This is a genomic window from Streptomyces sp. NPDC002144 (assembly GCF_053593695.1).
On sequence record NZ_JBSFDB010000043.1, the window covers coordinates 16,582 to 36,231 of the forward strand.

Consider the following 19,650-nt stretch of genomic DNA (forward strand, 5'->3'; position numbering starts at 1 on the left):
TTTCGCTGCCCTGAACAATGGCCGCACTGCAGGTCAGGGCACGGCGCAGCGGCGGTGGCCAATAGAGGAGTCCTCGGGTTGCCCTCCGCCGCGAGGTTGCGTACCTTGTCCGGCCTTGCGCCGCGTCCACGGGGGAAGCGGGCGGCTGGAGGGGTGAGCTGTCGATGGCGGGACGTCCGGAGAGCCCACTCGATCCCAACAGCGGGCCGGTGGCGCGCTTCGCGGCCGAGTTACGCAAACTCCGGGCAGAGGCCGGAAGTCCGACCTACCGGGTGATGGCGCAGCGCACCGGTCAGGGGACAAGCACCCTGTCGCAGGCCGCCGCCGGTGAACGCCTGCCGACCCTCCCCGTCACCCTGGCCTACGTGAGGGCATGTGGCGGTGATCAGGAGGAGTGGGCGGAACGCTGGCGGCAGGCGGCCGCTGAAGCAGCAGCGGAACCCCGGGCCGAGGACGACGATGCGGAGCCTCCGTACCGGGGTCTGGCCCGTTTCGAGCCGGGCGACGCCGATCTGTTCTTCGGCCGCGACGAACTCACCGACCGCCTGGTCGAGCTGACCCGTGTCCGTCGGTTCTCCGCGGTGTTCGGCCCGTCGGGCAGCGGCAAGTCCTCTCTGCTGCGTGCCGGCCTCATCCCCCGCCTCCGCGCCCCGGACCAGGACACCCGCCAGCCAGCCGCGCTGCGCGTCCTCGCACCCGGTGAGCACCCCCTGCGCACCCACGAACAGCGCCTGGTGCCGGCCGACGGTGACGGGGACACGTGGCTGATCGTGGACCAGTTCGAAGAGCTCTACACGCTCTGCCACGACCCGGCCGAGCGCGACCAGTTCATTGACCGGCTCCTGACGGCCACCGATCCCGGGAGCAGACTGCGCGTCGTCATCGCCGTGCGGGCGGACTTCCTCGGCCGCTGCGCCGAACACCCCGCCTTGACCGCCGCGTTACAGGATTCGACTGTGCTGGCCGGCCCCATGAGCCGCGACGAGTTACGCGAGGCCATCACCAAACCCGCCCAGGCCGCGGGGATGATCGTCGAACGCTCTTTGACGGCGCGGCTGATCGAAGAGGTCTCCGGCGAACCCGGTCCGCTGCCCCTGTTGTCCCACGCTCTTTTGGAGACTTGGCACCGCCGCAAGGGCCGTGCCCTCACCGAAGCGGCGTACGAAGCGGCCGGCGGCCTGCAGGGCGCCATCGCCCGCACCGCCGAAGACACTTTCGACGAGCTCACCCCCGCGCAGGCCGGCCTTACCCGGCACATGCTGCTGCGGCTGATCACCCCTGGCGACGGCACGCCCGACACCCGACGGCCCACCGACCGCGACGAACTCGTCAGCAGCGCCCCGGACACCGCACGAGCCGATGCCGAGGTGGTCCTGGAACGATGGGCGCGCGCCCGGCTGATCACCCTGGACGACGACACAGTGGACCTCGCGCACGAGACCCTGATCAGCGCGTGGCCCAGGCTGAGCGGATGGATCGACGCCGAACGCGACCGCATACGAACCCACCGCCAGCTGACCGAGGCCGCACACGCCTGGCAGGACCTCGACCGCGACCCGGGCGCCCTCTACCGAGGCACTCGGCTGGCCATCGCCCAGGAGGCGTTCGCGGCACCACAGCGGCAGGCTCACCTCACCCCACTGGAACAGTCATTCCTGTCCGCCGGTCTCGCGGCCCGCGAGCAGGAGAAGCAGTCGGCAGCGCGTTCCGCCAGGCGGCTGCGCACCTTTGTGGTGTCCCTGTCGTGCCTGGTCGTCCTGGCGCTGATGGCCGGTCTGGTCGCCTGGCAGCAGAGCCGGGCCGGTCAGCGCCAACGCGTCCAGGACGAAGCCCGCCGGGTGGCGGCCGTCGCGGAAAGCCTGCGATCGTCCGAGCCCGCTATCGCGATGCGGCTCAGCCTCGCGGCCTGGAAAATAGCCGAACTGCCGGAGACCCGTTCGGCACTGATGGCATCCATGGCCCAGGGAAATGAGGACGCCTTCCGGATACCGGGGTCTTCCGACACCGACGCGACCTACCTCAGTGATGGCGGACGCATCGCCGTATCCGTCCGCAGCGGCCACGTCACGCGATGGGACGTGCACGCACATCACCGGCTCTCTTCCTTCCCCATCCCTGTGGCTGACGAGCAGAGCCCCATGAGGAGCGCTCTTTCACCGGACGGACGGACCCTGGCGACTGCCACCGGCCGGTACGTGAACCTGTACGACGTGCGCACGGGCCAGCGCATCGGGCGGCTGCCGGACGTCCCGGTGACATCGCCCTCTTTCGGCCCCAGCGGGCGCACCCTGCTGCTGTCCGCCACCGGAACCGGGACGGCCTCCGTGGCGCGCCTGTGGGACGTACGCCGCCACAAGTTGCTGTTCCAGGCCGGCAAGGCACCCGGCGCAGGAGGTCTCAACGACCTCGCCGGCGGCAGCGACGAAGCCATCGCCGTGTTCTCCTCGGGTCCTGGCGGCGCGGACGTCAGCGCCGACGACCGATACCTCGCACTCTGCGCCGACAACAGAATCGAGGTCTGGAACGTCGAGACGCACCGTCGCTCGCCGGGCCCATGGACAGCGCTGCACAGCGATCAGTGCCCATCCGCGGGCATCCGTTTCGTTCCCGGCGGCGACGAACTGGCGATCGCCACCGACAGCGGCATCCGCATCTGGGACGTGCCTTCAAGAAAGGCAGGCACCCGCATCGCACACCGCGGCCTCCAGGCCGCGGCGTACACATCGGACGGCCAGCTGGCCATCACCTCCGACAACAGGGAGATGGTCCTGTGGAAGCTCGACGCACCGCAAACCCCCTTGTTCCGGACCCCTGTGACGGCTCAGGTCTCCACGGACGTGCAACTCGACCGGCGCGACGGCCTGATCCGATACGTATCGAGCGGCGCAAGCACCACAGTGTGGTCGCTTTCGCTCGGCCACGCCCTGCAGCCGGGCTACCGACAGGACGTGGCGACGAGCGCCACCTTCAGCCCGGACGGGGGAATGCTTGCCGTGGCACGGCAGTCGGGCGGCCAGCATCGCCTGCGGCTGATCGACGTGACTCACGACAGGGTGCTCGCCGATCATCTGCCCACGGCGGCATGCCCCCTTGAAGACCAACAGCAGCCGGGCTGCACGGACAGGACGGCGTTCTCCCCCGACGGCCGGACCCTCCTCTACTTCTCCGGCGCCTGGGAGGAAGACGACGACGAACTGACTCTGCATGTCGTCGACACCCGCCACCCCACAGCGCCGACCACGTTCCGCGTCCCGGCACCGCCCGACGCAGTGGCGGACATCGACGCGCTAGCAATGGGCGACAGGCGGACCGCGCTGCTGTCGCTGTCCAGTGACCGGATCGAGAGATGGGACATACACCGCCATGTCAGAACGGGCCGATGGCCACACGTCTGGGGGGAATCCCTCACCACACCGGATGACGGCCGGCTGCTGGTGACCCCTGACGGGAAAGTCATCGACCTCGCATCGAGCAAGGCCACGCACCGCAGCCTTACCCAGGGAGAACCAACAGCGGTGGCCCTCAGCCACGACGGCCAGCGGTTGGCAGCCGGTGACGATTCCGGCTGGGTCACACTCTGGGACGTCCGCACCTGGCGGCGTCTGGGTGAGTTGCCCATCGGCTCCGCTGTCGCGGCGGACGGCGACGGCTCCGAGAAGGTATCCGCAATGACCTTTTCCCATGACGGCAGAACTCTGGCCGTGGGAACGGGCGACGGCCGCATTCAGCTGTGGGACGTCACAACCAGACTGGCGATCGGCGCGGCTCTCCACAGCTCAGGAGGCCCCGTCACGGCGCTGGCATTCCACAAGGACGACCGTACCGTGTACGTCGCGAGCCAACACGTACTCCTGGAACGCTACGACATCGCACCCGACCGGGTGGCAGATGAGGTCTGCCGACGCACTGGCAGAGGCCTCTCACGGTCCGAATGGCGGACCTACGTCCGCGGCGTGCCGTACGCCCCCTCCTGCTGAACGGGCGGATTCGCACACGCTGTGCCCGTGACGGTGCCGACCGGCTACGCCGTCGATTTCCGCACCCCCGCCAGCACCGTTCGGGCACTGGCGGACGGTGATCCACCTGCCCTCACGCTCGTGACGGATGCCGTCACCGGACATTTCAATGCAGCTCTGGATCCCGTCCGGCCGCAAGTGCAATGCGCGGTGGCACAGGACCTCGGCTGGCGATCACAACAACTCCACACAACCGGGTGGGAGGCCGTGCTGAGCACCCTGCATCCGACGGCAACCTGGTTGTCCGATCCTCGAAGTCGCCTTTTCCGCCGACCACGACATCCATCTCGGCGGTCGGACCCGGGTTCCGCAGAAGTCAGCTCGCCTAGAGACACAAGGTGCGCCGTGAGCTGCGACTTCACTGGCGCCTGTCCGAATCGTCCGTGTATCTAGGTGTAGACATCTTCGCTGGCCAGGACGCTGTCGAGTACGCCGCGCCGCCTCAACAATTCCGCAGGAAGTGGAGTCGGTTGATCCAACCTTGCCCCTTTCCTCACCCGCTTCAGCGGAGTGCAGCAAGGCTCGAAGAGCGCTACGTGATCGGGTAGCGTGGCAGCAACACGCCTGCGTAAAGGCCCACTTGGCGGCCACCAGCGCGCTGACCAGCGGAAACGTCTGCGCCTAGATACACGCCGTGTCGCTATGCCTCACTGTATTCTCCCTGGTCATCCCCTATGTCGTGACTCTAGGTGACCATAATTCTGCGGAAGCCGGGTCGGAGGCTGACGCTGCAGCCGTCCTTCTTCTGCTGGGGCGCGCTGACGACCCTGCTGGACACAGAACTTCCCCATTGGTGGCCTATCCGGTCGAGCGCAGCCTCAACTGGTTAAGCGCAGCCGTGGGTCCATCTCCAGTAGCTGTTGGTCGGTGCGGTAGATGCCGCCGGCGAAGTGCTCGATCGCCGAGCGCAGGCGCATGGGGTCGGCTCCGTAGGTACCCAGCGTTCCCGCGATGACGTAGCGCTGGTCCGGGAGACGTTGGTTGAGCTTTTTGTGGAACCCCGGTGGGCGCGGCGCGTCGGCTTTCAGGCGCACGATGAGGACATTGGGGACGGCGAGAGTCCCCGGCGCCCTGCGTAGTACGCCCACGTACTCGACGTCCTTCCACGGTACGTGAGCGGAGTGGGTCCCGTGCTCGGTGCCCAACCCGTCGCTGTTGACGACAAGGTCGTAGTGGACATCTCTTCGAAGCAAGAGCAGGAGGAGGACCGGACCGAGGAACAGGGCTATAACAGCAGCGCCAATCAAGGTCATGCGCCACCCACCGAACAGCACGCCCATCGCAAAAGGGACAGCAATCATCAGGACGGTCTGGATGATGTCACGGCGGCTTCTGGCCGACGGGGCGGGCGGCGCCTTACGGAAACGGATCTCTTCCTTGCTGTCGGTCGGTGGCCCTGCGTGCGGCTGGACGGGGCCACGGGCGAGGGCGAGGTCCCCGGCGGCGTTGACGGAGCGCCGCTGCGGCCGCGGCAGTCCCGCCCCCTGCAGCACGGTGTCGATGTGCTGGTGGATGCCGTCCAAAGTCAGCGGTTCCGGCTGGCTGAGGGCGTCCAGCAGGGCGGCGGTGAAGGCGGTGTGCCGTTGCCCGGGTGGTGCGTGGGAGGGGGCGGTGGCCGTGGTGGAGGTGAGGGTATAAGTGCCGCTCACGTCGAGTTGAGCCGACAGCAGGCTGCCCGATTCGGCCATGGCAGCCACCACGCGGCCAGAGAAGCAGCAGTCCAGCACCAGGACCCGCAGGCGCGCCCGGGCCCGGCCGAGGTAGCGCTTGATCAGGTCGGCCGGGACACCGGTGAAGCCGACGTGACCGGGATCCGTGGAGGACAGGGCGAGGTGGAGCAGCCCGTCCTCGTCCAGCAGCCCGTGTCCGGTGTAGTAGACGAGCAGCAGGTCCTCCGCCTCGCGTGCGGCTTGGGCGAGTGCCATGCCGACGCTGCGGTGATCGGCCGGATCGGCCAGCACCCGGCAGTGTTCCGGCGGCAGAATGCCGTGCGTCTGATCGGTGAGAGCGGACCGAAGGTCCGCGAGGTTGCACTTCACGGCGGGAATTGGGGGCAGATCCATGTCGGTGAAATCGCTGCACCCGATGAGGACTGCCCGGGAAGCGGCACCGTCGGGGAAGCGCGGCGCGCTCTGCCTCACTCCTGCCCGCCCTCCAGCAGCTGCGCGACCGCCCCGATCACCGCCTGCTCATCGCTGGTCCGGTAGACCTCCACGGTGACCTCCCGCCCATCGCCGCGGCTCATGCGCACGGTGACGTCTGCACGGCGTTGCACCAGCCAGGTCGACAAGGAACGGGCCAGCACGGCCCCCGCTCCGCCGGAGCCCAGCGCGACCGCCAGCACGTCCAGCGCGGCCCCCATCTGCCCCGGCTGAGGTCTCCGGGCCAGCAGCTCCACCCTGCCGCGCAGTGCATCCTCCGCAGCCAGCCAATCCCGCAGCGACACCAGATGCGCATCTGCCTCCACACCCGGCTCAGCTGATACCTGCAACCTCACGGTGCCGCGTGCAGACGACGTTCGGCTGTCCTCGCATTTCTCCATGGGGCCATGGTGCCAACAGCGGCGACTGAACACCCCAGTCGCCTCAAATCCGTTGGCGCTGCGGTGCGGCCCCTGCATCAGCGTGCCCGGCGGCTGGCCGGAGGGCTTCCACGGCCGGCGGCTGACGCCGAAGCGGAGTCGGGGTCGCGGCGCTGCAACTCCTGACGGAGCCGGGCGAGCGCCCGGTGCAGAGTGCTCTTGACCGTTCCGGGCGCCATACCGAGGGCGGCGGCCGTCTCCTCGGTGGACATCTGCTCCCAGTGCCGCAGCAGAACGACGCTGCGCTGCAGAGGCGCGAGCACCTTGATGGCGTCCATGAGCTCGGCGCGGTCCGCGTGCTGCTCGGCGCAGTCGGCGACGCCTGTGTCCGGGAGCTGTCCGGTGGGGACCTCCGTGAACCTGCGGGCGCGCCACCACTCGGTGCGGGTGTTGATCATGACGCGGCGCAGGTAGGCGTCCGCGAGTCGCTTGTCCGCTATGCGCCCCCAGCGGAGGTACGTTCGGGTGAGCGCGGTCTGTAACAGGTCCTGGGCGTCAAGCGGGTCGTCCACCAGACGGCGGGCGATGCGCAGCAGACCGTCCTGCCGCATACGGACGTACTCCTCAAATTCCAGTACCGCATCAGGGTGCCAGCTCGGATACACGTGGCATGATCCTTTCGTCTTTGTGGGGCCTGCTGCTTGCGCGAGTGGCCTTTGGGCGATACCGGGCGGGTCGCCTGTGACCGCCCGCCCGGCAGATTCCTTGCTTGGCGCTGCACGCCGCCCAGACGCAAATCGCCTTGCGTGCCTTGCCCGACAGTCGTTCATGGTCTGAAGCGCTGGCCGGTCCCCTCGCACCGGCCAGAGCCTCTGCCCGGCCGCGACAGTCGCGGCGGCGCAATTCGCGTCGGCAACCGTGGCGCTGCCGGACAGTCCGGCGTCGGCCGGCCCGTCCGGATCTCAGCGTCAGTACGAGCCCGTGCGCGCGTACATTTCGTGGGGATCGTTGCCGACGTAGGACCAGGCGGTGGCGAAGCCGGTGGTGTTCTTGTCGTTGAGCATCGGCGAGAGCCACTCGAGGGTGCCGGTTCGGTGCTTGCAGCCGTAGTGCTTCATGTCGCTGTTACGCCAGATGTTGCACCCCGCGCCATTCCATTTGTCCGTCGGGACGTTGGCGTCGACCATGGCCCACACGGTGCGGCAGCCGCGGCTGTACCACAGCGACGCGGTGACCGACACGTGCAGGTGGTAGCGCGAGCTGTAGTACTTGTCGGTCTTCTTGTGGACGAGGCGTCCGGTGTCCGCACAACCGGAGTAGATGGGATCCTTGCCGTCCCACTGGCGGCCGGCCGCGTCGGCGGGCCCGGTGAAGACCAAGGTCGTGCCCGCCGCCAACGCAAGAGCGGCCACCCCGATGGACTTGAGTGCGCGCACTTCGTCTCCTTTCTCGATGCCGTGCGAGAGTCACCGGACGAGCCTCGGACGAGAGCGCGGCCAGTGCTCGTTGCTGTCTCGTCATCGAGTTCAGCGGGCCGGGAATTGAATGGGCAGCCGGTTTTGCCGCCCTGAACAACTACTTCGCTGCAGGTCAGGGCACCGCGCTGCGGCGGTGGCCAAAGCAGACGCCTTCGGATTGCGCTCCTGCCAGGCGGCTGCGTATCTTGTCCGGCCTCGCGCCGCGTCCACGGGGGAAGCGGGCGGCTGGAGGGGTGAGCTGTCGATGGCGGGACGTCCGGAGAGCCCACTGGATCCCAGCACCGGGCCGGTGGCGCGCTTCGCAGCCGAGTTACGCAAACTCCGGGCGGAGGCCGGAAGCCCGACCTACCGGGTGATGGCACAGCGCGCCGGCCAGGGGACAAGCACCCTCTCGCAGGCCGCCGGCGGTGAACGCCTGCCAACCCTCCCCGTCACGCTGGCCTACGTCAGAGCGTGCGGCGGCGATCCGGAGGAGTGGGAGCAGCGCTGGCGGCAGGCGGCCGCCGAAGCAGCGGCACAACCCCGAACCGAGGACGACGATGCCGAGCCTCCGTACCGGGGTCTGGCCCGCTTCGAGCCGGGCGACACCGGTCTGTTCTTCGGCCGCGACGAACTCACCGACCGCCTGCTCGCACTGACCCGTGTCCGCCGGTTCACCGCCGTGTTCGGCCCCTCAGGCAGCGGCAAGTCCTCTCTCCTGCGCGCCGGCCTCATCCCCCGCCTCCGCAACCCCGACCGGGCCACCCCACCGACGGCCGCACTGCGCGTCCTCACCCCCGGCGAGCACCCGCTGCGCACCCACGAACAGCGGCTGACCCCGAAGGACGGCGGCGGGGACACGTGGCTGATCGTGGACCAGTTCGAAGAGCTCTACACCCTGTGCCACGACCCGGACGAGCGCGACCAGTTCATCGACCGTCTCCTGACGGCCACCGATCCGGCGAGCCGGCTGCGCGTCGTCATCGCCGTCAGGGCCGACTTCCTCGGCCGCTGCGCCGAACACCCCGCCCTAACCGCCGCGTTACAGAAGGCGACCGTGCTGGTCGGCCCCATGAGCCGCGACGAGTTACGCGAGGCCATCACCAAACCGGCCCAAGCCGCCGGGATGATCGTGGAACGTGCCCTGACCGCCCACATCCTCGACGAGGTCGAAGACGAACCCGGTGCTCTGCCCCTGATGTCCCATGCGCTGCTGGAAACCTGGCGGCGTCGCAAGGGCCGCGCCCTCACTCTGGAGGCCTATGAATCCGTCGGCGGCCTGCACGGCGCCATCGCGCGTACCGCCGAAAACATCTACGGCCGGCTGACACCAGCTCAGGCCGATCTCGCACGTCGGATCCTGCTGCGTCTGGTCACCCCGGGAGACGGCGCACCCGATACCCGCAGACCCGCCCGCAGCCAGGAGTTCGGCTTCGGCGAGGCCACCGACACCGCGACGGTCATCGAGCAGTTGGCCCGTGCCCGGCTGCTCACTCTGGACGGCGAGCAGGTCGACCTTGCTCACGAGGCGCTCATCAGCGCCTGGCCTCGCCTTAGGAGTTGGATCGACACCGATCGTGAGCGTCTGCGTGCCCATCGACGGCTGACGGAGGCCGCTGCTGCCTGGGACGCGCTGAACCGCGATCCGGGTGCCCTGTACCGGGGCACGCTCCTGGCCGCCACGGAAGAGGCGTTCCCCGCACAGGATCGGAAAGCGGTCCTGACGGCCCTGGAGGGAGCGTTCCTCGCCGCCAGCCTTCAGGCCCGGCGCCGCGAGCGCGCCCGTCCGCGCATCCTGGCCACCGTGGTGTCCGTCCTGGTCGCGCTGGTCCTGACGGCAGGAGTGATCGCCTGGCAGCAAAACCAGGCCAGCACCGTACAGCGCACCGAGGCGACCGCCCGCAGGGTCGCCGCCCTTGCGGACAGCCTGCGCTACACCGACCCGGCAACGGCCATGCGGTTGAGCGTCGCCGCCTGGCGGATCGCCGACACGCTCGAGACGCGGTCGGGCCTCATCGGTGCCCTGGCCCAGAAGGAACAGGACACTTTCGCGCCCTCCGGCGACGACGTCAGCCAGTACTTCATGACCCCCGACACCCGCACCCTGGTCGCCACCAGTGGCGACCGCGTGGTGCGCTGGGATGTCAGGACGCACCGCAGGACCGGCACGTTCCGCGGCCTGGGGGAGGACGGCATGTACGACGTACACGACGTGAGCCCCGATGGGCGCTACCTGCTGATGCTGGGCACCGACGCCCGCGTGTGGGACATCGTCGCGGGCCGGTACGCCGGGAGTGCCTTCCCGCTGCACACCGTCAGCTCCGGGGGGTTCGACGCCAGCGGGCACACGTTCGACGTCACCGACAGCTCCGGCGACATCAACCGCGTCCAGGTATGGGACTGGCGACGGCACCGGCTGCTGTTCGAACGGCAGGGCCGGCAAGTCCAGGACGTGAACATCAGCCCCGACGACCGCTTGGCCACTGTATGCGAGACGGGTCGGCCGATGGAGGTGTGGGATCTGGTTCGGCACCGTACCCTGCCCACGCCCGGCGGACCCAAGGGCGCCGAACTGGGATGCTCCGCCCTCTTCAGCCCCAACAGCCGTCAGATCGTCGCGGCCATGCCCGAGGGAGGACTACGTCTGTGGAACCTCCGTCCCGACGCCTCCGGCCCGCACAAGGGCCACGACATCCCCACCAGCTTCGGTGACGACGCCGGAGCCGGCTATACCGACGTCGCGGACATGTCTTTCAGCCAGGACGGCCGTTTCCTGGCAACCGCCAATGACCAGGAGATCCGGCTGTGGCGGCTGTCGGCAGACGCATCCGGCCCGGTCTTCCGCTACTCGCTGCCGTCCGGCGGCGACCAACGTCTGGGTTTCCTGGGGTCTCTCGGCGTGGATCCGGACGGCCGTACGGTCCGCTACATGACACAGTCCGGAGAGGACTCCGTCTCGGGAACCACGGTGCGCACTCTGTCGGTGCGTGACGCCACCGCCCCCGGTTGGCGTGATGAACAAAGGCAACGGGCCCAGTTCAGCCCGGACGGCCGGACGCTGGCCACCACGTGGCGCAGCGGGCGCATGAGCCGGTTCCGCCTGACGGACGCCCGCACCGGCCACACCCAGATGGACCTGCCGGGCATACCATGCCCCGTAAACCCGGACGAGCCGGGAGACGGTCCTCAGGACTGCGGAGAGCTGATGGCATTCAGCTCCGACGGCAGCACCTTCGCCTACACGGCCAGCACCGGCGAGGACTCCCGCACCACACAGCGGGCCCGCGTATGGGATGTACGCGCCCGCCGCGCCCGTGCAACCGTCGACCTGGGCCGCCCCACCCATGCCCGGGGCGTCGTCGACGCCATGGCTCTCGGCCCGGATGGCCGAACCCTGCTGATCTCCAGGTTGACCGACAACTACCACATCGAGTCCTGGGACGTTGAACGGGGTGTCAGCGCCGGAAGACCGTTCACCGGCGGAGGAGAACTTGCCGTCCGCCCCGACGGCGCGTCCATCGCCACCTCTGACGGACACATCGACGATCTTTCCTCCCGGCGCCTCACCAGTCGACGCCTCGCACCGGACACGACCACGGCTCTCGTCTTCAGTCCAGATAGCCGCTACCTGGCCGCCGGCGACCAGTCCGGCCGGGTGACCCTCTGGGACGGCGGTGCCACGCATCGACTCGCGGTACTGGCCGGCAGTTTCACCGGCGCCCGACAGGACTCCGGGGCAACCGTTCGGTCCCTGGCCTTCTCTTCCGACAGCCGCACCCTCGCCGTAGGAGGCGACGACGGCACCCTCCAACTGTGGGATGTCCCTTCCGGCCAACGACTAGGCGCGGCTCTGCCCACGGCCAACGAACCGATCTTGTCCGTGGGATTCGACGAGGACGGCAGAATGCTGCGTACGTCAAGCATGTACGTGCCGTTGCACGTCTATCCCGCCGACATGCCCTCACTCGCGGCGCGAATCTGCCGCCGTGCCGGGAAAGGACTCACTCACGCCCAGTGGAAGGAGTACGTCCCGGAATTGTCCTACCGCAGCATCTGCTGATCTGCCGCCAGAAGTCAGTCCCGTCCGACTGGAGACATGGGATCATCCCCGCGCCCGCGGGGGATGATCTCTCCTCCAGCTGCGCCGCCAAAGCGTCGGCTACCTGCTCCCCGCATCCGCGGGGGCCTGGCCTCTCTGGCTTTATCGAGCCGCTCCTCGTCCTCAGGTGCGCCGACCCACCAGTGGGGGCAGGAGGCTGTCCCCCGGCCAGAAGGGCTGCTCGGTCGCAATGCCGGTGAGGAACATGCCGACTTCGTCCAGGACCGCGGCACGCTCCGAAGCACCGTACACCACGAAGTCGTTGGTCGCGGCGTCATAGGCGCGGACGTGGCTGTGGGGGCCCGTGCAGACGAGGGCGCGCGCGATCTCGGGCAGGCCGAGGCTGAGGGCATCGCAGTCCCCGTCGCGGACCAGCTGCAGCAGGTCGGTGGTGACGCTCTCCCAGTCGCCGACACTCGGCCAGTCAGCGCCGCCGTTCAGTTCGTGGGTGAGGGTGGCCAGCGGGATGATCTCGCCCGGCTGCCTTCCCTGGGTGAGGAGGTCGTGGATGCGGGCACCGTCGGGCTGGCGCACCTGCGGGTGGAGCAGCGAGTCGGCGACCACCACCGTGGTGTTGATCTCCTGCGTTCCGGGGCCGGGGTAGTACGGCTCGTGCGCGAAGAGGAGATAGACATCCGGGGTGCGGCCGCCCGGGCCGGATTCGGGCTGGGGCATGAGCAGGGTTCCCTCAGGTGATGGGGCGGCCATGGGACGAGGTGACGCCGGCCGCACGCTTGGTGAATGCCGGTCGAGGGGCGCGAGGTCGCGGGTCTGGACGTCGTCGGCGGTGGCGTCCTCGTGGGCGGTCCGCTGGATGATCTGGGCGACCTGGTGGGCGAGTTGCAGCATCAGCCGTTCGCAGGCGACGAGGGCGTCTGAGACCGCGCGGGTGTCCCGGGCCTGAAGCAGTCTGGCGGCGTCCCACAGCAGGTTGTGGCCGATCTCGGCCGAGCGGCGCAGTTCATAGCGGTCACTGCCGGCGGCGGCCTGGACGAGTGAGTTGTGCAGGCTCGCGAGGTGCTGCAGGTAGCGGCAGGCATCGGCGCCTTCGACCGTGTGGACGTGTTCGCGGGCCCGGCTGTCCAGCCGGCCGGGCAGGTGTTCGGCGAGCAGCGGGGCGAGGAGCATCGCCGGCAGGGCGACGTCGAGGGGGACTCCGTGGTGGAGGGCGACCAGCCCGGCGATCAGACTGACGAGCACAACGGCCACGGCGCCGAGCCGCAGCGATCCGGGAACGGTGTCCACGGGGATGCGTCGGGCGGGGCGCCTGGCCAGCCAACGCAGCGCAAGGCGCTGCCTACGCGTTGCGCCAGGGACGAGCACCGCGATCCGGTGGGGGATCTCGGGCGGGCTGCCGTCACCGGAGACGGTCCAGGCGAGCCAGTCCCAGGAGGTGCGCTCGTAAACAAGCACCAACTCGCAGGCGGCCGAGCAGGTGTGGCCTGGGATGTGGCCGGTGCGCAGGGCGCGGGAGCGCTCCCTTTCGCACCGGCTCGGATCGCGGGTGAAGGGGCACTCGTGGTGCCCGGCCGCTGCCGGGCGTGGTGTGCGGGGCGTGGCCGTCACGGGCTGAGTCCTTCCAGTTGGGCGGTGAAGGCGGAGGCGCACGTGGTGCAGCGGCCGTCGCCGTCGGGGTTGGCGCGCCGAGGTGTGGGGCCGGGGCAGGTGCGGCACAGCGGCCAGCCGAGGCAGGCCGGGCAGAGGTCCTCGCCGGGGGCGGTTGCGGGCTGGCCGCAGCCGGTGCATTCGGTAAGAGCCCGGCAGGTCAGGGCCTCGCTCACCGTGCGCGCGGCGGTGGGGCCGGTCATCGGCTGCGGCGCCGGATCGTCCCACACGGGTGCGTCGTGGTGGTCGGCCGCGAGGGTGGGCGGCGGGGGCCGGGCAACGAGGTGAGCGAGGGTGACCTGCCAGCCGTCGCGGTGCGTGCTGACGTACCCGAAGATCCCCTTCGCCTTGTAGGACAGCCGCGCGTCGTGGAACAGGCCGTTGGCGATCTGGGTGAACTCATCGGCCGCCATCACGCCCCGGCGGACCCCTGCCCCGAAGCGGCTCACCGCCGTGCCCCCGCAGCGGAGCGCGCGGCGGCCAGGGCAGCACACCGGGCCCGCCGCGGTGGGGCGGTCGGCGGGCCCGGATGCGCGGGCGTGCGTGTGATCCATGCCGTCAGCTCACCCGCCGACCCCGACCAGGCTGACGGCCACGAGCCCCGACCATCGGTCACAATCCGGCAACGGCGCCCTCTAGCTGCGTGGTCGGGCTCATGGTCTGGGCCGACCACGGCGCCTTCCACCCGGGCTCTCGGTGATTGCGCAGCCCCGGACGGGCGTTGCGCGATCGGGCTGCGCAACCGGCCCGGGGATCCTGCGCAGTCGAGTTGTGCCAGGGCGCTGCGCAGTCCCCCGACACTCCTGATCTTCTCTTGCGCAGATCCGTCTGCGCACTGCGCAGGGACCTGTCGCAGCCCTGCCGGCTTCCGATGGCCTATCGCCGGTGCCCGGCTGACCCGTGGTCGGGGTCATGGTCTGGGCAGACCATGACCCCGACCACGGACTTCGTGTCCCCATCGTGACCGTGGTCGGGGGTTCATGGTCCGTGGTCAGGTCGGGGTCGCCGGGTTTCCTCAAGGTCAGCAACACCAGCAACGCCCGTTCTGACCTGGGAGTTGACCATGTCCCCTGGCACGATGGCCTCAGCCAGCGAGGCCTCTGCTCCGATGGCGCCCGGCGCCCGGCTGGAGGCGATGCGCCGCCGCGTACGCCTCTCACGCGTAGCAGTCTGGACCGTCATCGCGGCCGGCCCCATCGCCCTGGCCGTCGCCATCGCCTCCACCCCGACCACGGTCCAGGCGGCCACCCCGGCCAAGCCCACCGCCGTGCGCACCACGACGGCCGCCACCGATCCGAGCGGCTATGCGCAAGTGTTCGTCAGCGCGTGGCTGCGCAGCGACGCCTACGACGAGACGAGTGCGCAGGCGCGGCTTGCGCAGTCGATGGCGCCGGACGTCGAACTGCCCAGCCCGGCCACCGATGCGCAATCGGCGCTTCAGTCGGTGACGGCGGTGCGCAGTGCGCAGCGCGGCACCGGCGCGTGGACGGTGACGGTGGCTGCGCAATACGCCAGCGGATCGGTGCACTACTACGCCGTGCCGGTGGCCTCCGACCGCACGGGCTCCTCGTTCACGGTGATCGGTTCGCCCGGCGTGGTGGCCGGCCCGGCCCGCGCCTCGGTGGCGAAGTCGCCGTACGCCGTGAGTGTCCCCGAGGGTGATCTGTCGTCCGCGGTCGGAGAGTTCCTCACCGCCTACCTGACCGGTACCGGCGACGTGAGCCGCTACCTCGCGCCCGGCGTGCACCTCACCGCCGTCTCCCCCGCCCCCTACACCGCGGTCGCCGTCCAGCAGGTGTCCGCCATCGAGGAGGCCGCAGCCGCCGAGAAGGTCCCGGCGGACGGCACGACGGTGCGGGTCCTCGCCTCGGTGGACGCCCGAGATGCGACCGGCCGGTGGCCGCTGGCATACGAGCTCACGCTCAGGGCCCGCTCCGGCCGGTGGGAAGTCGCCGCCCTTCAGTCCGGCACGCCCCAGGACGGGGGCGGGCGATGAACACCATGCACCACCTGATGCTCGCCGGGCAGCTGGACGATCTCGGCAACTCCTGGATCAACATGTTCAAGGAGTGGGCGACGAAGGGCCTTCAGGCCGGTCTGATCTGCCTCGTCGTCGTCATCATGATCCAGAAGTTCTCACTGAAGGCGGGGATCGGTGCCCTGCTCCTCATGGTGATCGCGCTGGGTCTGTACAACGCGCGCAACGACCTGGCGAACATGTTCACCGACGAGGTGAAGAACCCGTCCAAGGGCGCGCCCGTCGTTCCTGGGGTCGTCCGGTCCGAACTCCCGGCCTCGCGCGACCACTCGCCGGGCGGCGGGGGCCGGCTGTGAGCGCGACCGCCGCGGCACGGGTGAGCCGCTTCTACACCGCCGCCCGCCGCCACCCCTGGGTGCTGGGCAAGGTCGCGGACTGGAGGATCCCGCTCGGCCCGTACACGCCCGCGCAGATCGCGGTCGCCGTCGGCGGCGGCTTCCTCCTGGTCAAGACGATCAGCTGGTGGTCGTGGATGGGGCCGGTCCCCATCGTCGGGTGGGGCCTGGTCATCTGGATGGTGCGCCGTCCCAAGGTCCGGGGCCGGGCCCCGATGCAGACCGCGTTGGGCTGGGTGCTGCTTCTCTGGCAGCCCCGCGGGGGGCGGATCGGCGGTCGGGCCGCCCGCGATCGCGCTCCGCACCCGCTGCTCGGCGGCTTCATCATCGAGGCCGCGCCCGCTCCCCATTCCGCTGTGCACGCCGCACCCGCCCTTGCGGTTCAACGGCGTCCATCCCGGGCGCCGCACCCGACTCCGGCCGCAGGCCGCTCGTCCGCACCCCGCCGCACACCGCCGGCTGCTCCCGCGATCACCGCAGGGCCGGTGTCGGGCGTGCAGCAGCTGCTCGCGCTCGCCCAGCAGAGTGGGGGTGCGCGATGAGGGTGCCGATCCGTCACATCGCCGGGCATCTGGTGTGGTCGACGCAAGGCAGCGTGTGGGCCGTCTACCGCCTGCACCCGGGCCCGGACGCTCAGGGTCGCCGTGAGGAGACCGTCCAGGGCACCTACGTGCCCGCAGCGGCCCGCGACGAACAGCTCGCCAAAATCACACACTTGGTGCGCTCCCTGTCTGGGGCGCCGCGGTTGTTCGGCCTGTGCGCGCAGGTCGACCCGGGTGAGATCGCCCTGCGCATGATCGAGGGCATCGAGCCGGCCGAGCAGGCACCCGGTGCGGGCCGGCACCCGTGGGTGGAGAACGTCGAGGCCACCCTCGGGCTGCTGGACGACCAGGAGATGCACCGCCGCACCCTGTGGCTGGCCGTGCCCCTACACACCCCGGCCGGCGGCCTGCAGGTCTCCGCGCAACTCGGCGCGGCCTGGGCCGAACTCGCGCCGATGCTGGGCATGCGGCCGGCGCCTGTGGCCCGGCGCGAGGTGAATGCGTATCGCGAGCAGGCCTCGCGGGTTCAGGCTGCGCTCACCGGCGGCATCGCCTTCCGGCCGGCCCGCCCGGCGGAGATCGTATGGATGATCCAACACGCCCTCCACCGTGGCCTCGTCGAGCCGCTGCTGGCGGAGGCCGAGACCAGCCAGCTGTACGGCGGGCAGCTCCGCGACGGGGTGCTGCGCTCCCCCAGCTACGCCGATCTCGGCCAGGTCCGCCTGCAGGAAGGCGGCATCGACCCGGAGCTCGACGACGTCGACGAGCTCAAGAGCGCGGGCCGGATCACCCGATCGGGGCGCACCGCCTGGTGGCGGGTGAACACCGGCTCGCCGCTGGGACGGCGCTGGCTGCAGGTCGAGTCCGAGACCGGGGTGGGCTACCAGGCGCAGTTGGCACTGGCGGAGTGCCCGCCCGCCATCAACCAGGATGCCGCGGATCTGTTCGCCCAGCTGGAGCTGCTCGATTTTCCTGTCGACTACACCGTTGACCTCACGCTCGTGCCGGCGGAGAAGGCCCGCGACCAGGTGCGGCGCAAGAAGAACGAACTCATCGACCAGGCCGACCAGTACGACGCCCGCCCGACCGGCATGCCCGCCTCCCTGACCGACGCCGCCCGCGACCTGGGCGAGCTCGATGCCCGTCTCTCCCGCACCAGCGTGGAGGTCGAGGTGCAATCGGTGACCGTGCTGACGGTGTGGGGTCCGACCGCCGCCGTCTGCGACGCCCGGGCCCGCGCCCTGGCCGCCCTGCTCGCCGGCGCCGACTATCGGGCCGTCCGTCCGGCCGGCCTCCAGGAGGCCCTGTTCACTCTGGGCCTGCCCGGCACCGTACGGCCGGGTGTCGTGCGGGAGTTCACCCAGCACCAGGTCTCCGAAGACTGGGCGCTCTCCGGGGCCTTCACCGCCGCGGAGGTCGGCGACCCCAACGGCATGTTCCTCGGCATCGACCTGGACTGCGGCACCACCCGCCCCGTCATGATCAACGTGGCGGATGCGCCCAAGGTCGACGCCTCCGCCTCCATGGGCATCGTCGGGGACCTCGGCGCGGGCAAGAGCGTCCTGCAGAAACTGATTGCGGAGGCGGTGTGGGCGCGCGGTGGCTGTGCGATCTGCATCGACCGCACCCCCGTCCGCGAATGGGCGAGCTTCGCCCGCACCGCCGCCACCGGACGCGTCCAGATCATCGACGCCGCGCAGGCCGAGGTATCCATCGACCCCTTAAGGATGTTCGACGGGCCGGAGGGGCGGCACTACGCCCTGTCCTACCTGACCCTGCAGCTCGGTATCGGCCCGATGAGCACCAGCGGCGAGGTCCTCCACCATGCCGTCGAGCAGGCCGCCCTCAGCGACGCCCCGTCCATGCACCGTGTCCTTGAGGTGCTCGAGGAGATGGCGACGCGTGAGGTGGGCAAGCGGCAGGACGCGGCCGCGACGCTGACCGGACTCATCCGGGTCGTCGCCACCAACTCCCTGGCGAGAATGGTCTTCGATCCGACGCTGCCGCCGGTCAGGCTGGACGCCTCCAGCGCCTCCGACATGATCGTGATCACCACCACGGGGCTGAAGCTGCCGCCGAAGGCCGCGTTTGCCAACCCGGAGGTCCTGCATCAGCAGCCGTTGGAGGCGCTGATCGGCCGGGCGGTGCTCTACCTGATCGCAGCTCTCGCCCGGCAGACGGCGTTCGAGGACCCCGCACGGTTCACCGCCGTGGTGCTGGACGAGTTGTACTGGCTGACCTCGTCCGCCGAGGGCACCGCCCTGGTCCACGAGATCCTCCACGACGGCCGCAAGCACGGCGCCGGCCTGATCGCCGGCTCGCACGACGCTGAGGAACTCGGGCCCGACCGGGGCCTGATGGCCTACCGGGCGCTCGCCCGCACCGCGGATCGTGAACGCGCCCGCCGGGGCCTGGAGTTCGTCGGCCTCGATCCGGATAACGGTGAGTTGCTCCGGCTGGTAACCACGGGCCTTTCCCCCGTCGGCCAGAAGGGCCGGGAGGGCGAGTTTCTGCTGACCTGCCCGCGGCAGAACACCGGACGCGTCAAGGTCTCCATCCCCCGCATCGAGCGGCTCACCACGTCCATCACCACCACGCCGGGACGCCGCACGAGCGCTGTCTCCCCCTCTGTGCCGGAGCCGCTTGCCGGTGAGGCCGTACGGCCCCGTCCTAAGGAAGCCTTCATATGACGACTTCGTCGTGGGACCGCTCGCGGCGCGTCGCCGCCGTCGTGAGCGTCCTCACCGTGATCGCCGTCGTCGTCGCCGCGATCGTGCTCGCCCTCGGGGTGGGCGTGCCGCAGGCGTGGTGGCCGCACATCGGACAGGCCTTCGCCGCCGACGCCCCACACCAAGATCCCTGCGCCCTGATCGTGGGCCCGGCCAAGGCCTACTGCGAGCGCGGCGCTGCGGCCAAGCCCTCAACCGCCCGGCAGGACGTGGCCGGCGGGGCGTGGAGGCTGGGGACTGCCGGTGCGGGCGTGGGGGCTCTCGTGGTGTGGCGGCTGCGCGGCAGCACTGGGCAAGGGCGGCGTTGA

The 19,650-nt window shown here is 70.1% G+C and carries 13 protein-coding genes; 7 read left to right on the forward strand and 6 right to left on the reverse strand.

The window, feature by feature from the left end:
* The first annotated feature begins 164 nt into the window (after window positions 1–164).
* Window positions 165–3,977 (forward strand): nSTAND1 domain-containing NTPase, encoded by a 3,813-nt coding sequence (locus tag ACWCQ1_RS40685; RefSeq protein WP_451028691.1) that lies wholly within the window; start codon window positions 165–167, stop codon window positions 3,975–3,977.
* Between the two features lie 857 nt (window positions 3,978–4,834).
* Here ACWCQ1_RS40685 and ACWCQ1_RS40690 read toward each other — a convergent pair.
* The 4 genes from ACWCQ1_RS40690 to ACWCQ1_RS40705 form a co-directional block, all read right to left on the reverse strand.
* Window positions 4,835–6,157: a caspase family protein gene (locus tag ACWCQ1_RS40690; protein ID WP_451028692.1), complete on the reverse strand. Its 1,323-nt coding sequence runs from the start codon at window positions 6,155–6,157 to the stop codon at window positions 4,835–4,837.
* Window positions 6,154–6,558 (reverse strand): effector-associated constant component EACC1, encoded by a 405-nt coding sequence (locus tag ACWCQ1_RS40695; protein ID WP_451028693.1) that lies wholly within the window; start codon window positions 6,556–6,558, stop codon window positions 6,154–6,156. Before ACWCQ1_RS40695 ends, ACWCQ1_RS40690 begins: the two co-directional genes overlap by 4 nt.
* A 77-nt stretch (window positions 6,559–6,635) precedes the next feature.
* Window positions 6,636–7,202, reverse strand: a complete 567-nt coding sequence (locus ACWCQ1_RS40700) for a SigE family RNA polymerase sigma factor (RefSeq protein WP_451028694.1) — start codon at window positions 7,200–7,202, stop codon at window positions 6,636–6,638.
* A gap of 303 nt (window positions 7,203–7,505) precedes the next feature.
* Complete coding sequence (locus ACWCQ1_RS40705) at window positions 7,506–7,973, reverse strand: DUF2690 domain-containing protein (protein ID WP_451028695.1); 468 nt, start codon at window positions 7,971–7,973, stop codon at window positions 7,506–7,508.
* A gap of 331 nt (window positions 7,974–8,304) precedes the next feature.
* On the opposite strand from ACWCQ1_RS40705, the gene ACWCQ1_RS40710 reads away from it, so the two are divergent.
* Window positions 8,305–12,054, forward strand: a complete 3,750-nt coding sequence (locus ACWCQ1_RS40710) for an nSTAND1 domain-containing NTPase (RefSeq protein WP_451028696.1) — start codon at window positions 8,305–8,307, stop codon at window positions 12,052–12,054.
* A gap of 162 nt (window positions 12,055–12,216) precedes the next feature.
* On the opposite strand, the gene ACWCQ1_RS40715 is transcribed toward ACWCQ1_RS40710, so the two are convergent.
* Together ACWCQ1_RS40715 and ACWCQ1_RS40720 are read right to left on the reverse strand one after the other, a co-directional pair.
* Window positions 12,217–13,659: a hypothetical protein gene (locus tag ACWCQ1_RS40715; RefSeq protein WP_451028697.1), complete on the reverse strand. Its 1,443-nt coding sequence runs from the start codon at window positions 13,657–13,659 to the stop codon at window positions 12,217–12,219.
* Window positions 13,656–14,252, reverse strand: a complete 597-nt coding sequence (locus tag ACWCQ1_RS40720) for a hypothetical protein (RefSeq protein ID WP_451028698.1) — start codon at window positions 14,250–14,252, stop codon at window positions 13,656–13,658. Before ACWCQ1_RS40720 ends, ACWCQ1_RS40715 begins: the two co-directional genes overlap by 4 nt.
* Window positions 14,253–14,776: 524 nt before the next feature.
* On the opposite strand from ACWCQ1_RS40720, the gene ACWCQ1_RS40725 reads away from it, so the two are divergent.
* From ACWCQ1_RS40725 to ACWCQ1_RS40745, 5 genes are read left to right on the forward strand one after another with little or no spacing between them, the layout of a single operon-like run.
* Window positions 14,777–15,694 carry a conjugal transfer protein gene (locus ACWCQ1_RS40725; RefSeq protein ID WP_451028699.1) on the forward strand — a complete coding sequence of 306 codons (918 nt, stop codon included), beginning with the start codon at window positions 14,777–14,779 and terminating at the stop codon, window positions 15,692–15,694.
* On the forward strand, window positions 15,691–16,032 hold the full coding sequence (locus ACWCQ1_RS40730) for a hypothetical protein (protein WP_451028700.1): 342 nt from the start codon (window positions 15,691–15,693) through the stop codon (window positions 16,030–16,032). The genes ACWCQ1_RS40725 and ACWCQ1_RS40730 overlap by 4 nt, the downstream gene beginning before the upstream one ends.
* Window positions 16,029–16,613 (forward strand): hypothetical protein, encoded by a 585-nt coding sequence (locus ACWCQ1_RS40735; protein WP_451028701.1) that lies wholly within the window; start codon window positions 16,029–16,031, stop codon window positions 16,611–16,613. Before ACWCQ1_RS40730 ends, ACWCQ1_RS40735 begins: the two co-directional genes overlap by 4 nt.
* Window positions 16,610–19,303, forward strand: coding sequence for an ATP-binding protein (locus ACWCQ1_RS40740; RefSeq protein WP_451028702.1), 2,694 nt, complete (start codon window positions 16,610–16,612; stop codon window positions 19,301–19,303). Before ACWCQ1_RS40735 ends, ACWCQ1_RS40740 begins: the two co-directional genes overlap by 4 nt.
* Window positions 19,300–19,650, forward strand: a complete 351-nt coding sequence (locus tag ACWCQ1_RS40745; RefSeq protein ID WP_451028703.1) for a hypothetical protein — start codon at window positions 19,300–19,302, stop codon at window positions 19,648–19,650. The genes ACWCQ1_RS40740 and ACWCQ1_RS40745 overlap by 4 nt, the downstream gene beginning before the upstream one ends.